At 72.4% G+C, this 14,731-nt stretch carries 12 protein-coding genes; 6 read left to right on the forward strand and 6 right to left on the reverse strand.

Translation table 11 applies throughout. The features are described from left to right. The first annotated feature begins 166 nt into the window (after positions 1-166). A complete protein-coding gene (locus ASF28_RS04780; RefSeq protein ID WP_056088326.1) occupies positions 167-1,855 on the forward strand; it encodes a methyl-accepting chemotaxis protein in 1,689 nt (562 codons plus the stop codon). A 111-nt stretch (positions 1,856-1,966) separates the two neighbouring features. On the opposite strand, the gene murJ is transcribed toward ASF28_RS04780, so the two are convergent. Both murJ and ASF28_RS04790 read right to left on the reverse strand, forming a co-directional pair. Further along, a complete protein-coding gene (gene murJ, locus ASF28_RS04785; protein WP_056088329.1) occupies positions 1,967-3,496 on the reverse strand; it encodes a murein biosynthesis integral membrane protein MurJ in 1,530 nt (509 codons plus the stop codon). Positions 3,497-3,626: 130 nt separating this feature from the next. Continuing rightward, a complete protein-coding gene (locus tag ASF28_RS04790) occupies positions 3,627-4,226 on the reverse strand; it encodes a superoxide dismutase (protein WP_056088332.1) in 600 nt (199 codons plus the stop codon). A 216-nt stretch (positions 4,227-4,442) separates the two neighbouring features. Here ASF28_RS04790 and ASF28_RS04795 point away from each other — a divergent pair, with 216 nt between their 5' ends. After that, complete coding sequence (locus tag ASF28_RS04795) at positions 4,443-5,453, forward strand: hypothetical protein (RefSeq protein ID WP_056088335.1); 1,011 nt, start codon at positions 4,443-4,445, stop codon at positions 5,451-5,453. A gap of 18 nt (positions 5,454-5,471) precedes the next feature. Here the strand turns inward: ASF28_RS04795 and ASF28_RS04800 are convergent, their stop codons facing one another. From ASF28_RS04800 to ASF28_RS04815, 4 genes are all read right to left on the reverse strand, one after another. Further along, positions 5,472-7,226 (reverse strand): sensor histidine kinase, encoded by a 1,755-nt coding sequence (locus ASF28_RS04800; RefSeq protein ID WP_082476003.1) that lies wholly within the window; start codon positions 7,224-7,226, stop codon positions 5,472-5,474. A gap of 175 nt (positions 7,227-7,401) precedes the next feature. Beyond that, positions 7,402-8,145, reverse strand: a complete 744-nt coding sequence (gene trmB / locus ASF28_RS04805) for a tRNA (guanosine(46)-N7)-methyltransferase TrmB (protein ID WP_082476004.1) — start codon at positions 8,143-8,145, stop codon at positions 7,402-7,404. Positions 8,146-8,149: 4 nt separating this feature from the next. After that, positions 8,150-9,328, reverse strand: a complete 1,179-nt coding sequence (metK, locus tag ASF28_RS04810) for a methionine adenosyltransferase (RefSeq protein WP_056088337.1) — start codon at positions 9,326-9,328, stop codon at positions 8,150-8,152. Between the two features lie 145 nt (positions 9,329-9,473). Further along, positions 9,474-9,884 carry a helix-turn-helix domain-containing protein gene (locus ASF28_RS04815; RefSeq protein ID WP_056088340.1) on the reverse strand — a complete coding sequence of 137 codons (411 nt, stop codon included), beginning with the start codon at positions 9,882-9,884 and terminating at the stop codon, positions 9,474-9,476. Between the two features lie 653 nt (positions 9,885-10,537). On the opposite strand from ASF28_RS04815, the gene ASF28_RS04820 reads away from it, so the two are divergent. The 4 genes from ASF28_RS04820 to ASF28_RS04835 all read left to right on the forward strand — a co-directional run bounded on the left by ASF28_RS04820 (position 10,538) and on the right by ASF28_RS04835 (position 14,695). Then, positions 10,538-11,338: a thermonuclease family protein gene (locus tag ASF28_RS04820; RefSeq protein ID WP_244474894.1), complete on the forward strand. Its 801-nt coding sequence runs from the start codon at positions 10,538-10,540 to the stop codon at positions 11,336-11,338. Positions 11,339-11,343: 5 nt separating this feature from the next. Next, on the forward strand, positions 11,344-12,870 hold the full coding sequence (locus ASF28_RS04825) for a M48 family metalloprotease (RefSeq protein WP_443189725.1): 1,527 nt from the start codon (positions 11,344-11,346) through the stop codon (positions 12,868-12,870). 151 nt (positions 12,871-13,021) lie between these two features. Continuing rightward, the gene (locus ASF28_RS04830; protein WP_056088345.1) at positions 13,022-14,302 is read left to right on the forward strand and encodes a sensor histidine kinase; all 1,281 of its coding nucleotides are present in this window, start codon (positions 13,022-13,024) and stop codon (positions 14,300-14,302) included. Positions 14,303-14,320: 18 nt separating this feature from the next. Continuing rightward, entirely contained in the window at positions 14,321-14,695 is a 375-nt protein-coding gene (locus ASF28_RS04835) for a response regulator (protein WP_056088349.1), read from the forward strand. Positions 14,696-14,731 lie beyond the last annotated feature (36 nt).

Genomic DNA, 14,731 nt, shown 5'->3' on the forward strand with positions numbered 1-14,731 from the left:
GGATCAGGCCGGGCCGCCACGGAGGCATGCCGGACCGTGTCTCCCGAAAAGCGCCCGCCGCGCCGTCGTGCCGGCGGATGACGATTTGCCAAGCATCCTTAACGGAGCCTTTAGGAAACCGGTAAACTTGATGGAGCTTATCCCGACCCATCGGCCGAGGCGAGCGATGTCACTGAAGACTCTATCCATCCGCGCGAAGCTCGGTCTCAGCTTCGGGACGATCTTCCTGCTGGTGCTGGCGCTGGGCGCCCTGTCCCTGTTCCAGCTGAATGCCGTGAACACCGTCGCACGGGAGATGCGGGACGACCATCTGCCCGACGTTCAACTGCTCGCGAGGATGCAGGTTCTCATCCTGCGCACGCGGACGAACGGGGCCCGCCTCGTCAGCGCCGACACGGACGCTCTGCGCGCCGAGGTCACCGCGACCCTCGCCAAGCGGGACGCCGAGATGCACGACGTCCAGGCCGCCTACGCGGCGCGGCCGGCGAGCCCGGAAGCCCGGACGCTCTATGCCGCGTTCGAGACACAGTGGGCGGCCTACAATGCCCTGCGGGAGGGTGCCGCCGCCGATGTGCGGGCCGGGAACACCGCCGACGCCCAGCGCGCCTTCAACACCGTCCTGTCGGCGGGGGTGAACCGCGTGCTCGGCGAACTCCAGAAGCTCATCGACCTCGAGGACCGCACGGCCCGCGCGAGCGGCGTCCACGCCCAGGAGACCTACGACACCGCCGTCCTGACCACCACGATCCTCGTCGGGGTGGCGCTCCTGTGCGCCATCGGCGCCGCGGTGCTCCTCGCCCTCGGCGTCAGCGGGCCGCTGCAGCGGATGACCCGGGCCATGGACCGCCTCGCGCGGGGCGACGTCGCCGCCGAAGTCCCGGGGGCCGGGCGCGGCGACGAGATCGGCGCCATGGCGGGCGCCGTCCAGGTGTTCAAGGACAACATCATCGCCACCCGCGCCCTGGAGGAGGAGACCCGCGTCGCCCGCCTCGACGCCGAGGCCCAGCGCCGGGCGGCGACCCTCGGGCTCGCCGACGGGTTCGAGGCGGCGGTGGGCGGCATCGTCGCGCAGGTGAGCGCCGCGGCCACCGAACTCCAGGCCACGGCCGGCAGCATGTCGGAGACTGCGTCGGAGACCGCCGGGCGCTCCACGAGCGTCGCCGCGGCGGCCGACGAGGCGGCCACCAACGTCACCACCGTGGCGGCGGCGGCCGAGGAACTCGGCTCGTCCGTGCAGGAGATCGGCCGGCAGGTGCAGGGATCGGCCAACCTGGCCCGCATCGCCGTCACCGAGGCGGGCGAGACCGCCGCCCTCGTGCGCGACCTCAGCGAGACCGCCGCGAAGATCGGCGACGTGGTCGCACTGATCTCGACCATCGCGGGCCAGACCAACCTGCTGGCGCTGAACGCCACCATCGAGGCGGCGCGGGCCGGCGAGGCCGGACGGGGTTTCGCCGTGGTCGCGGCCGAGGTCAAGGAACTCGCCAACCAGACGGCGCGGGCCACCGACGAGATCACCGGCCAGATCGGCCGCATCCAGACCTCGACGGGCCAGGCGGTGGCCGCCATCGGCGGCATCACCACGCGCATCCGCGAGATCAGCGCCGTCGCCACCTCCATCGCGGCGGCCGTGGAGGAGCAGGGCGCGGCGACCCAGGAGATCGTCCGCAACGTCAGCGAGGCGGCCACGGGCACCGGCGAGGTCACCCGCAACGTCATCGGGGTCGCGGCGGCGGCAGAGGAGACCGGGGCGGCGGCGGCCCAGGTGCTGTCCTCGGCCTCCGAACTCTCGCGCCAGTCCGAGGCCCTGCGCGCCCAGGTCTCGCGCTTCCTCGCCTCGGTGCGGGCGGCCTGACACCGGGCTTCGATGGCCCCGGCCCTCGGGGTCCGGCCGCCCGGCGGCGGTCGTCCGCCGGACCTCCGCGACCCCGGGTCGGGGTCGCGGAGAACGCGGATGCGGCGTGGTTCAGCGCCGGCGCAGGCTGAGGCCGAAGATCCGCAGGGTGGCGAGCAGGAGCACGGCGTAGACGACGGCGCCGGCGGACCCGACGACGCCCAGGACCGCGACCTCGCGCAGGTGCGGCAGGGCCGGCACGAGGCCCTCCGCCACGGGCACGCCGTAGACGGCGACGGCGGTGAGCGCCGCGCACGCGACCGCGACGCCCACGAGGGTGATGCCGAACCCCCGGCTCGGCGCCATCCAGCCGCGCCGCCAGGCCAGGGCCACCAGGATCGCGAGGTTGACCCACTGGCCGATGGCGGTGGCGAGCGCGAGGCCGGTGACGCCGTAGGGGCCGGTGAGCCCGATCTTCAGCCCGACATTGATCGCGATGGCGGTGAGCGAGGCGATGAGCGGCGTCATGGTGTCCTGGCGGGCGTAGAAGCTCGGCAGGGCGCTGCGCAGGAGCACCACGGCCGGCAGGGCGAGGCCGTAGGCGGCGAGCACGGAGGCGGCCCGGGCCGCGTCCTCGGCCCCGAAGGCGCCGCGCTGGAACAGGGCCGCCATGATCAGGCCCGGCAGGATCAGGAAGGCGATGGTGAACGGCGCCGACAGGGCCAGCGAGAAGCCCGCCGCCCGGTTCTGTGCCGCATGGGCGCCGACGGCATCGCCGGCGGCGATCCGCCGGCTCATCTCGGGCAACAGCACCGTGCCGGCCGCGATGGCGATGACGCCGAAGGGCAGCTGGTAGAGCCGGTCGGCGTAGTACAGGGCCGAGACCGCCCCGATGGGCAGGAAGCTCGCGATGATGGTGTCGGCGAAGGACGCGATCTGGAACCCGGCCGAGCCGATCACCGCCGGTCCCAGCACCGTGAAGAACCGTTTCATGGTCGGATCGCGCAGGGTGGGTGCTGCCAGCGTCGGGGCGATGCCGGCGCGCCGGCAGGCCCACCACACCAGGGCGAATTGCAGCACGCCGGAGACCGAGACACCCCAGGCGGCGGCGTAGGCGGCGTTGGGGAACAGGAACGCCAGGCCGAGGGCCGCCAGCATCGACAGGTTGAGCAGCACCGGCGCGCCTGCCGCCACGGCAAAGCGCCGCTGCGCGTTGAGGAGCCCCGAGAACAGGGTCACCAGGGTCATGAACAGGAGGTACGGGAAGGTGATCCGGGTGAGCGAGACGGCGAGGGCGAAGCGCTCGGGATCGTCGGAGAAGCCCGGCGCCAGGGCCCTGACCACCCACGGCATCGCCGGCATGGCGAGGGCCAGGAAGACGATCTGCACCAGCAGCATCAGGGTGAAGATGCGGTCGGCGAAACGCCGGGCGGCGCCCGCCTCCGCCGCCTCGGCGAGGCCCGCATAGGTCGGCACGAAGGCGGTGTTGAACGCCCCCTCGCCGAAGATGGCCCGGAAGTGGTTGGGCAGGCGGAACGCCACCACGAAGGCGTCGGCCACGGGCCCGGCGCCGAGGATCGCGGCCATCACCACGTCGCGGGCGAAGCCCGTGACCCGCGACACCAGCGTCCAGCCGCCGACGGAGAGGATGGAGCGGATCATGGGGGCAATCGACGATGAAAAGTGGAACGAGGCTCCGCTCTCCCCGGGAGGGAGAGGCCACGCATCGATAGACAGGCAATAAAAAAGCGCCGCAAGCCCGAGGGCTCGCGGCGCATATCCTATGAAACGATCAGGCGGTGGCTTCGCCGTACAGCTTCTCGACGTGCTCCCAGTTCACCAGATTCTCGATGAACGCCTTGAGGTAGTCGGGCCGGCGGTTGCGGTAGTCGATGTAGTAGGAGTGCTCCCACACGTCGACGCCGAGGATCGGCTTGGCGCCGTGGACGAGGGGGTTCTCGCCATTGGGGGTCTTCTGGATCTCGAGCTTGCCGTCCTTGACGGCGAGCCAGGCCCAGCCGGAGCCGAACTGGCCGACACCGGCCTGGATGAAGTCGGCCTTGAACTTCTCGAAGCCGCCGAGATCCTCGTCGATCTTCTTGGCGAGGGCGCCCGGCACGGCGCCGCCGCCGTTGGGCTTCATCCACTGCCAGAAGTGGAGATGGTTGTAGTGCTGGCCGGCATTGTTGAACAGCGGCTGGTTGTTGCCGTAGGCGGCGGTCAGCACCTCCTCGACGCTCTTGCCTTCGAGGCCCGTGCCTTCGAGCAGCTTGTTGCCCGTGTCGACATAGGCCTTGTGGTGCTTGTCGTGGTGGAACTCGAGGGTTTCCTTCGACATGTAGGGGCCGAGCGCATCGTAGGCGTAGGGCAGTTCGGGCAGGGTGAAGGTCATCGGCACTCTCTCCGGTCGTAAGGCGTGGCGGCGAAGGCGGGCGCGACGATCGGCCCGCCGCCTGCCAACCAACGCGCCGATACGTAAGTCGATGCCTGCGCGGCGGCAACGCCCCAACGGCCCGTGGCCTGTGGCCGGCGTTTCGATTTTGCAAAAGGCCGGCAGGGCCTTACTGTGCGCGCCGCACTCCGGGTGCGGGCGTTTTTCGAGAGTTCCATGATCATTGCGCTGTTCGCGCTCGCTGTCCTGATGATCGTCGGCGGTATCGCCTCGGTCGTCCAGGGCTTTCCCTTCGTGCGCCTCGAGAGCGGCATGGCGATGACCGTCGCCGGCGCGACCACGGCGTCGGCCGGCGCCGTGGTCCTCGGCCTGGCGGCGGTGGCGAGCCACCTGCGCGGCCTCGGACGGCGCCTCGGCGCCCTGCGCCCGGAGGCGCCCTCGGCCGAGACCCGCACGGCGGCCCTCCCGCCGCGCGGGCCCGAGCAAGACCTGTTCGAGCCCGCCCCGGCCATCCCGCCCTCGACCATACCCACGGCAAGCGGGCTCACCGTCGGCGATCGGCCGGTCCGCCAGCGCCCGAGCCTCGGAGGCCCAGACGCGCAGGACTTCAGCGCGCAGAACTTCGGCCTCGGCGCCATGGGTGCGACGGCCGGGCTTGGGGCGGCGGCCCTCGGAGCCGGCGTCGCACCGGGCGCACCGGGCGCGGTGCCCCACGCGGACCCCCTGGGCCGCGGGACGGAGCCGACCTTCGCTCTCCCGCCGGACCCGGATCTGCCGGCCCCGCCGCCCCCGGAGGAGATCGAGCCGCCGCTGCCCGACCTGCTGCCGCCGGAGGACGAGACCCGAACGGTCCCGGACGCGCATGCCGGGATGCTTTCGGCCGAGCCGCCCCCGGCCGAGCCGCCCGAGCCCGCCGCGGTGGAGCCCCCCGCGCCGGAGAACCAGCGCACCCTCGCGCTGTTCGACACCGACGCGCCGGGCGAGCCCGTCCGCCTGTATCCCACCCTCGACACGATGGCGGACCTCACCCCCGAGCCCCCGCCCGCCGTGGAGGAGAAGCCCGAGGTCGTCGGAACCTACGCGTCGGGGGGCAACACCTACGTGATGTACGCCAACGGCTCCATCGAGGCCGAGACGCCGCGCGGGCGCTTCAGCTTCGAGTCCCTTGACGAGCTGAAGGCCTTCGTCGAGGCCGGCGGCGAGAGCGACGCCCGCGGCGCCGCCTGAGCCCGCCCGGCCCGCCGCTCAGGCCAGGGGGTTGAGCACGGTGTTGCGCGCCGGCAGCGGCGCCAGCATCCGCAGGCGAAACCCGTCCGGCGGATAGTCCATCGCCACCTCCGCCCGGACCTGCGCCGTCAGCACGCGCTGGAGCAGGCGCGAGCCGAAGCCCTGGCGCGTCGGCTCGCGCACGCTCGGACCGCCGCTCTCGACCCAGTCGAACCGCAGGGTCCCGGCCGGGCCGTCGGGCACGAGGCTCCAAGTGATCGTCACGCGGCCGTCCGGGGTCGAGAGCGCGCCGTACTTCGCCGCGTTGGTGGTGAGTTCGTGGATCGCCATGCCGATGGGGACGGCGACCTCCGAGGCGAGGTCGACGGGCGGGCCCTCCAGGCGGATGCGGGCATCGTCGCCGGCCCCGTCCAGGGCGCCATCGGCGTAGGGCTTCAGCTCGTTGACCAGGAGGGTGCGCAGGGACGCCGTCTGCCAGGTATCCTCGGTCAGCACCGAATGGGTGTGCGCCAGGGACATGATCCGCCCGACGAACGCCTCGTAGAAGCTCTCGATGCTCGACGCCGTCCGGGCCGTGGAGCCGACGATGGCCTGCACCGTGGCGAGGGTGTTCTTCACCCGGTGATGCAGCTCGCGGATCAGCAGGGTCTGGCGTTCCTCGGCGCTGCGCCGCTCGGTGACGTCGGCGACGACGCCGATGAGCCGGCGCGGCAGCCGGTGGGCGGCGTCGTGCTCGAAGCGGCCGGCGAGGTCGATGATCCGCCAGGCCCCGTCGCTGCGGCGGCGGATGCGGCCCGTGGCGTTGAGCACGGCGTCGCCCCGCAGGGCGGCCAGGATCGCCGAGCGGAAGGCGGCGCGGTCGTCGGGGTGGAGGATCTGTTCCAGGAACTCGCGCTTGCCTACCGCCCCATCCGCGACGCTGCGCCCGAAGATGGCGAACATGCGCTCGTTCTCCCAGACCGCCTGGTCGTCGAGCATGTGCCACTCGAAGATGCCCAAAGCCGCGAGCGAGGTGGCGATGCGCAGGCGCTGCTCGCCCGCGCGCAGGGCCGTCCGCGCCGCGACCTGGGCGGTGATGTCCTGGACCACCCCAACGATGCCGGCGGGCACGCCGGCGTCGCCCCGGCTCGCCTCGCCCCGCAGGCTGAGGGCGATTTCGCTGCCGTCATCGGCCCGGCGCAGGCGGCATTCGAAGGCGAACCGCCCGCCCTCCGCGAGGGCGGTCCGGACGTGGGCCTCGACGCGCGCGCCCTCGTCCGGGTCCAGGCGGGCGCGCAGGACCGGCCAGGGCAGTGCGACGCCCGGCCGGTCGCCGAGGATATGGGCCGCGCGCCGCGACAGGGAGACGAGGCGCGTCTCCGCCTCGAAGCGCCATTCGCCGACCCCGGCGGCGGTGAGGGCGGCCTGGTTCTCGACGGCCGACACGAGATCGTCCGTTCCGGCCGCATCGACGACGAGGACCTGGGTCCCGTCCATCGGCGACGAAGGCCGGACGCGGACGGGGAGGATGTCCCCGTCGGCGCCGCGCCAGCGGCGCAGGCCAGCCGGCACCGGGACGGTCGCCTCACCGAGGGCCGCGAGCGCCACGCCCGTCAGTCCCCCGGCGGGATAGCGCAGCAGGGTGCACAGGTGGGGGTTGGCCGCACGGATGCGTCCCTCCCGCAGGTCGAGGGTCAGGAGGCCGATCCCCGCCGCCGCGAAAGCCGTGTCGGTGTCTTCGCTCGAGGGAGGCGAGGCCGGCGCCACCCCGTTCTGATCCGCCGCGTCGCCCACTCCGCAACCCCGCTCAACGGCAGCGTACCGCGGACAGGCGAAGACTGTCCCGATTTCGCGGAAAGCTTCGTCGATCCCGGGCATCGCTGCGCCGAGCGCATGCAAAGCTTTCGCACGACGGAAGGCAAGAGGGGTTGTTGCGCCGAAACACGCGTCCCACAGGGACGGCCGCGCCTCAGTCGACCGCGACCCGCCGGAATTCGAGATAGGTCGGGGCGCGGCCGGCGATCAGGGCCTTGGCCTCGTAGCGCGTGCCCGGCCAGTCCGGCCAGGCCCGGCGCCAGTCGTCGGCGGACGCGGCGGTCCAGTCGAGGCCGGGGCAACGGGCGGCCCGTACCAGGGTCCAGCCGGCATAGTCGTCGATGTCGCTGGCGAAACGGAACACGCCGCCGGGCTTCAGGACGCGGGCGATCTCGCGCAGGGCCTCGTCCGAGACGAAGCGGCGCTTGCGCTGGCGGCGCTTGGGCCACGGATCGGGGTAGAGCAGGTAGACCCGCGACAGGGCGCCGTCGGGAATCGCGGCGAGGAGCGCCGTGGCGTCCTCGTCCCAGACCCGGACGTTTCTAAGGTCGCCGCCATCCACTTCCCGCAACAGCTTGGCGACGCCGTTGACGAAGGGCTCGGCGCCGATGATGCCGACGCGCGGATGGGCCTTGGCCTGCGCGGCCAGATGCTCGCCGCCGCCGAAGCCGATCTCGAGCCAGACTTCGTCCACGGGAACCGGGAACAGGCCGGCGGGATCGAGCCGCGCGCCCTCGGGCGGCAGGGCCACCCGCAGGCTCGGCAGGAGCTCGGCGATGCGCTGCTCCTGCACCGCCCGCAGGCGCTTGCCCTTGCGCCGCCCGAAGAAGGCGCGGTCGGCGCCCTCCGCGACGTCCCCGCCCGGGAGGGGCGGGAGTTCATCCCGCCCCATGGTCATGGGATCAGGACAGGGCCGACTTGAGGCTGTCGGCGAGATCGACCCGCTCCCACGAGAAGCCGCCATCGGCCTCGGGCGCCCGTCCGAAATGGCCATAGGCCGAGGTGCGGGCGTAGATCGGCTTGTTGAGGCCGAGCTTCGTGCGGATGCCGCGGGGCGACAGGTCGAAGGCGTTCATGAGAACGTCCTCCAGCTTCGCCTCGTCCACCTGCCCGGTGCCGTGGAGATCGACGTAGATCGACAGGGGCTTGGCCACGCCGATGGCGTAGGCGAGCTGGATGGTGGCCCGCGTCGCGAGGCCGGCCGCCACCACGTTCTTGGCGAGGTAGCGCGCGGCGTAGGCGGCCGAGCGATCCACCTTCGTCGGGTCCTTGCCCGAGAACGCGCCGCCGCCGTGGGGGGCGGCGCCGCCGTAGGTGTCGACGATGATCTTGCGGCCCGTGAGGCCGGCGTCGCCGTCCGGGCCGCCGATGACGAACTTGCCCGTGGGGTTCACGTGCCAGACGGTCTCCTCGGAGACCCAATCCTTCGGCAGGGCGGCGAGGATGTAGGGCTCGACGATGGCGCGCACGTCGGCCGAATCGAGGGTCTCGTCCACGTGCTGGGTCGAGAGCACGATCTGGGTCACGCCGACGGGGCGGCCGTTCTCGTAGCGGACGGTGACCTGGCTCTTGGCGTCGGGGCCGAGCTTGGCGGCGTCGCCCTGCCGGCCCTTGCGGGCGTCGGCGAGGTCCTTGAGGATCTTGTGGGCGTAGTAGATCGGCGCCGGCATCAGCTCGGGCGTCTCGTCGGACGCGTAGCCGAACATGATGCCCTGGTCGCCGGCCCCCTCGTCCTTGTTGCCGGACGAATCGACGCCCTGGGCGATGTCGGCCGACTGGGCGTGGAGGTGGATGGCGATGTCGTTGTTCTTCCAGTGGAAGCCCGACTGCTCGTAGCCGATGTCGCGCACCGCCTCGCGGGTGAGCTCGGCAAGGTGCTCGAAGGTCACGGAATCCGGACCGCGGACCTCGCCGGCGATGACGATGCGGTTGGTGGTGGCCAGGGTCTCGACGCCGAGACGCGCTTCCGGCATCGCCGCGATGTAGGCATCCACCACCGTATCGGAGATGCGGTCGCAGACCTTGTCCGGATGACCTTCCGAGACGGATTCGCTCGTGAACAGGTAGTTGGAACGCGCCATGGGACAGGAACACCCGGTTTTCGGGTGCGCCTCATACGATGCGTCTGCCCCGGCCTACGGAAGGTCGGGGTTCTTGCACCGGCAACCGGGACGGTCAAGCCGAAAAACCGGACGCGTTCGATAAAAAGAACGAAACGTCCGGCGCTCAGCGCTTGAGCTTGGCGTCCAGGGCCTGGATCGCGGCGGACAGGTCGCGGCGGCGCTCCTCGGAGAAATGCTCGGCGACGTGGCGGGCGACCACGTCCACGAGCCCCTGCCAGCTGTCGCCGGCGACGTAGGGCTGCTGGGGTGCCTCGTAGAACCCCGGGACGACGTCTTCGTCCGTGTGGGCGAGATCCTCGAAGAAGTAGGTGAGGGGTACGCCGATCATCCGGCTGAAGCTCTCGAGGTGGAGCGCGCTGATCCGGTTGGTGCCCTTCTCGTATTTCTGGAGCTGGGCGGCGGACATGCCGAAGCGCTCGGCCACGCGCTTCTGAGTCAGCGACGCCTTCTTGCGCTGCTCGGCGATGCGCCGGCCCACATGCACGTCGCGCGCGTCGGTCTTCTGGCCTGCCATCCTGCCCGTTCCGTGCCCCCGGCCTCCCGCCGGAGGAAAGGCTGGGCCATCCCCCGTGAAGACCGGGTTAAGGCCGCGCGCTTCCGCAACGTCCGCGGCACGGGCATCCGTGAATGGTGGCGTCCCCGGCAGGGCTCGAACCTGCGACCCCAGGTTTCATACCACTTCGGCTTCCGCCGCCGCGCCCTCGCGGACGCGTTCGTGGCCTGGACTATCCCTTCACCATGGGCCCCCGAAGGGACCGTTAGGTGCCGCCCGTCTAGTCTCTACACCTTCCCGCCGCCCCTTTACGGGGCGGGGCGGGCTTGGCTCGGGATCGGCGGGGCCTGCAAGCGGGCAGACCCTCGGGCTTTCCCCGAATTTGAGCGGATCCGCCGCGCGGTTTCCCCTCGCGGCGCCCAATTGTGTCTAGGAAACCTGTGCTCTGTCCAGCTGAGCTACGGAGACTCACCGGCGTCTTCGTAGCACCAACGCCGGGGCCAAGCCAACCATCCCGGAAGCCTCGTCGCGCGGCCGTCCTGTTGCGAGCCTGCCGCACGGCGCCCGAAACGCCCGCCGCGGCCCGCACCCTGCTTGTCCTCGGGGTGGCGGGCACCACAATGCGAGCTCGGGCCGCGGGGGAGCGTTCCATCATGGCGGATCGCAGGACCAGGATGAAGCGCGGGGCTGATCGGCGCCGTGCCCTCGGCGCGCCCGTCGTGGCAATCCTCGCCGCCGGATTCGGCGCGGGGTCGCCGGCCGGGGCCGTCGCGCCCGAATGCCGGACTACGCCCGTGCCCGCCGCCATCCTCACCTCCGTCGACGCACGGGGCGAACTCGCCTTCGCCTCCGGTACGCGCGGCGTCCTCGACGGCCTGCGCTGGCCGGAGGCGCCGGACCGGGCGGAGGCGGCGCGGAGCTGGCTGCTCGCCCAGGCGGGCACGCCCCTCGCCCTCGTGGCCCGGGGCGAGACCGACCGCTGGGGCCGGGTCCACCTCGACGCCACGGGGGCGGACGGCACCGTCGACCTCGCCGGGGGCCTCGTCGAAGCCGGGCTCGCCGCCGTCGACGCGGGCGAGCGCCACAGCCTGTGCCGGCCGGCCCTCCTGGCCGTGGAGGCGGGTGCGCGCCGGGCCGGGCGCGGCCTGTGGGCCGAGGCGGATCAGGACGCCCGGGACGGCGCCGCCCTGCGCACCCGCCTCGGCCGCTTCGTCGTCGTCAGCGGCCGTGTCCTCCGGGTCGGGGAGCGGGCGCGGCGGACCTATCTCGACTTCGCCGGGCGCGGGGCGGACGGGCTCACCGTAACCGTGTCGAAACGCACTTGGCGCCAGTTGCAGGAACGTGGTTTGAGTGCGGCTTCCCTGCGCGGGCGACTCGTCCGGGTCCGGGGCGTCGTCGAGGTCTGGCGCAGCCCGATCCTCGATGTCGCGAGCGCGGACATGATCGAAATCCTGGACGCGGCGCAGGGGCGCTGATGGGTATGTTGGGGACCATGGCGCGGGGGTCGAGCACACGGGGCGGATCGGCGGGGCATCCCGGAGGGGGCGCCCCCGCGGGGAATCGCGCCCGCACGGCCGCGGGCCTCCTTCTCCTGTCGGCCCTGCTCTCGGGCTGCATCGGCGACCAGACCGGCACGACCCTCCAGCCGGCCGTGGTCCGGGTGCCGCCGGAGGCGCCGCGGGTCACCGGCCGCGAACGCAGCGCGACGGACGCCGACCACGCCAAGCTGGTGGCGTCCTTCGGCGGCGAGTACCGCGCCCCCGCCGCCCTGAAACTCCTCACCGAGGTCACCGACCGCCTCGTGCGCGCCACGGACCGGCCGGAGGAGACCTACGCGGTCACCCTCCTCGATTCGCCGGTGATCAACGCCTTCGCGCTGCCGAGCGGCCGCCTCTACGTCACCCGGGGCCTGCTGGCGCTGGCGAGCGACACCTCCGAGATCGCCGCCGTCCTGTCCCACGAGATCGCCCACGTCACCCTGCGGCACGCCACGGCGCGGACCGAACTGGCGCTCCGCTCGCAGCTGGTGAGCAAGGTGGTGGCCGACGTCCTCAACGATCCGGTGACGGGCGCCCAGCTCCAGAGCCAGTCGAAGTTCGCCCTGGCGCGGTTCTCCCGCGATCAGGAGCTCGAGGCCGACGGCGTCGGGGTGAAGACCCTGGCGCGGGCCGGCTACGACCCGTTCGGCGCCGGTCGCTTCCTGCGCTCGCTGAGCCGCACCACGGGCATGAAGACCGGGACGGGCCAGGCCGGCGAGCCCGATATGCTCGCGACCCATCCGGGCACGCAGGAGCGCATCACCCTCGTCACCCGGGCCGCCCGCCTCATGGGCGCGCCGGGCCTCGGGGTCGACGAGCGCGCGCGCTACCTCGCGGCCGTGGACGGCATCGCCTACGGCGACAATCCCGGCGACGGCCTCGTGCGCGGCCGCCGCTTCCTCCATCCCGGCCTCGGCATCGCCTTCGAGGTGCCCGACGGGTTCACCATCGAGAACACCCGCAACGCGGTCCTGGGCACCACCCCCGAGGGCAGCCGCCGCCTGCTGTTCGACCAGGTCGAGAACCCGGCCGGACAGGGCCTCGAGGAGGTGCTGAAGGCGACCTGGAACGACGCCGTCGAGGCGGGATCGACGGAGTCCCGGACCATCGGCGGCAACCCGGCCGTGACCGCCCTGTCGGGCGGCAAGGACTGGACCTTCCGCCTCGCCGCCATCCGCATGGGCGACACCACCTTTCGGATGATCATGGCCGCCAAGGGGGCGACGGACCCCGACGCCGCCTTCCGGCGCTGGACCGAGAGCCTCGCGGCCGTGGGCGCGGCCGAGACGCAGTCCCTGCGCCCCCTGCGCCTGCAGGTGGTGACGGCCACCGCCGCCGACACGGTGGAGGGGCTCGCCCACCGCATGCTGGTCCCCGACCGGGCCGCCGACCGCTTCCTCGTCCTCAACGGCCTCGAACGCGGCGCGGCCCTGCGGGCGGGCCAGGGCTACAAGGTCGTGGTCGAGTAGGGGTCGGGGCACCCGGACGCCCGCCCCGAGCCGCGCGAAAACGCCGATCGAATGTCGATCCGGTTTCGCCGGCAACGAAAACGCGCCATCGTGCGCGCTTGATTCCCGTGATGTGCGTCGCGCTCTTCCCGCCCGATCCTGAGACCGTGCCATGTTCGATGCCCTCGGGAGCTTCCTCGACCGAAGCGATCTCTCGCCCCACGGCATCTGCCTGCTGTGGCGGCCGGAGCTGATCTGGACCCACGTCGTCTCCGACTTCGTCATCGGGCTCGCCTATTTCACCATCCCGGTGGCGCTCGGGGTGTTCGTCACCAAGCGCCGGGACGTCGCCTTCGGCTGGATGGCCTGGGCCTTCGCCGGCTTCATCCTCGCCTGCGGCACCACGCATTTCTTCGCGATCTGGACCCTGTGGGTACCGGACTACGCCGCCGAGGCCCTGGTCAAGGCGTTCACGGCGGTGATTTCCCTCGTCACCGGCATCCTGCTCTGGGTGCTGCTGCCGCGCGCCCTGGCCCTGCCCTCTCCCGAGACCCTGAGGCGCGCCAACGCCGAACTCGTCGCCCGCGTCCGGGAGCGCGATGCCGCCCTCGAAGCCCTGCGGACGGCCATCGCCGAACGCGAACGCGCCGAGGCGATGCTGCGCCAGACCCAGAAGATGGAGGCCATCGGCGCCCTGACGGGCGGGGTCGCCCACGATTTCAACAACCTGCTCGGGGTCGTCATCGCCAACCTCGACCGCCTCGGGCGCATGCCCCTCGAGGGCGCCGCCGAGCGGGCCCGCGGCAACGCCCTCAAGGGCGCGGAGCGGGCGGCGGCCCTCGTGCAGAAGATGCTCGCCTTCGCCCGGCGCCAGCCCCTGCAGCCGACCCGCTTCGACGTCAACGGCCTCATCGGCGACCTGTCCGAACTCCTGCGCGGCGCCCTCAACGCCGTCGAGCCGCCGGCGATGGATCTCGCCCCCGACCTCTGGCCCGTGCGCGTCGATGCCAACCAGCTGGAAAACGTGCTCCTCAACCTCGCGGTCAACGCCCGCGACGCCATGCCGGAGGGGGGGCGGGCGACGATCCGCACCCGCAACGTCCCGGCGGCCGAAGCCGCGCGCCAGCCCGGATTGCCGGCCGTCGACCACATCCGCATCAGCGTCACGGACGGGGGCTGCGGCATGAGCCCGGAGGTCGCCGCCCGCGCCTTCGAGCCGTTCTTCACCACCAAGGCCGTGGGCGAGGGCACCGGCCTCGGGCTCAGCCAGGCCTTCGGCTTCGCCAAGCAGTCGGGCGGCCACATCGTCCTCGACAGCCGCCCCGGTGACGGCACCACCGTGACGGTCTACCTCCCCCGGGACCGCGACGCGGCGGCGGCCCAGCCGGTCGCCGGCACGGCCGAGGGCCGTCCGCTCCTGCCGCCGATCCTGACGCCCCCCCGCTTCGCCTGACCGGAGCCGCGACCCACGATGACCGACACCGCCACACCCCGCGTCCTCATGGTCGAGGACGAGCCCATGCTCCTCGAGGTGGTCGCGGCCGAACTCGAGGATGCGGGTTTCGACGTCGCCCAGGCCATGACGGCCGAGATCGCCCTCGACCTGCTGGAGAGCGGCGCGCCCGTCGACATCCTGTTCACGGATATCCGCCTGCCCGGCGCCATGGACGGCTGGCAGCTCGCCGAGGCCGCGCGGCGCCTGCGCCCGGGCCTGCCGATCATCTACGCCACGGGCTTCACCCAGACGCCGCCGCGCCTGGCGGAGGGCAGCGTGTTCTTCACCAAGCCCTACCGCGCCCACGCGATCATCAAGGCGATCCGGACCCTGGGCGGCACCGAACCCTAGACCGCCCGGACCTCCGGTCGGCGGAGGCCGCCGCCG

It is taken from the genome of Methylobacterium sp. Leaf99 (assembly GCF_001422375.1).
In the GTDB taxonomy this organism is placed as follows: domain Bacteria; phylum Pseudomonadota; class Alphaproteobacteria; order Rhizobiales; family Beijerinckiaceae; genus Methylobacterium.

Excerpts from the sequence above, each read along its gene's own strand:
- trmB (WP_082476004.1), bottom strand. The coding sequence starts at position 8,145 with ATGACCATGGGGCGGGATGAACTCCCGCCCCTCCCGGGCGGGGACGTC.
- ASF28_RS04825 (WP_443189725.1), top strand. The coding sequence starts at position 11,344 with ATGTTGGGGACCATGGCGCGGGGGTCGAGCACACGGGGCGGATCGGCG.
- ASF28_RS04830 (WP_056088345.1), top strand. The coding sequence starts at position 13,022 with ATGTTCGATGCCCTCGGGAGCTTCCTCGACCGAAGCGATCTCTCGCCC.
- ASF28_RS04835 (WP_056088349.1), top strand. The coding sequence starts at position 14,321 with ATGACCGACACCGCCACACCCCGCGTCCTCATGGTCGAGGACGAGCCC.
- ASF28_RS04795 (WP_056088335.1), top strand. The coding sequence starts at position 4,443 with ATGATCATTGCGCTGTTCGCGCTCGCTGTCCTGATGATCGTCGGCGGT.
- ASF28_RS04815 (WP_056088340.1), bottom strand. The coding sequence starts at position 9,884 with ATGGCAGGCCAGAAGACCGACGCGCGCGACGTGCATGTGGGCCGGCGC.
- ASF28_RS04780 (WP_056088326.1), top strand. The coding sequence starts at position 167 with ATGTCACTGAAGACTCTATCCATCCGCGCGAAGCTCGGTCTCAGCTTC.
- ASF28_RS04790 (WP_056088332.1), bottom strand. The coding sequence starts at position 4,226 with ATGACCTTCACCCTGCCCGAACTGCCCTACGCCTACGATGCGCTCGGC.
- murJ (WP_056088329.1), bottom strand. The coding sequence starts at position 3,496 with ATGATCCGCTCCATCCTCTCCGTCGGCGGCTGGACGCTGGTGTCGCGG.
- metK (WP_056088337.1), bottom strand. The coding sequence starts at position 9,328 with ATGGCGCGTTCCAACTACCTGTTCACGAGCGAATCCGTCTCGGAAGGT.
- ASF28_RS04820 (WP_244474894.1), top strand. The coding sequence starts at position 10,538 with ATGAAGCGCGGGGCTGATCGGCGCCGTGCCCTCGGCGCGCCCGTCGTG.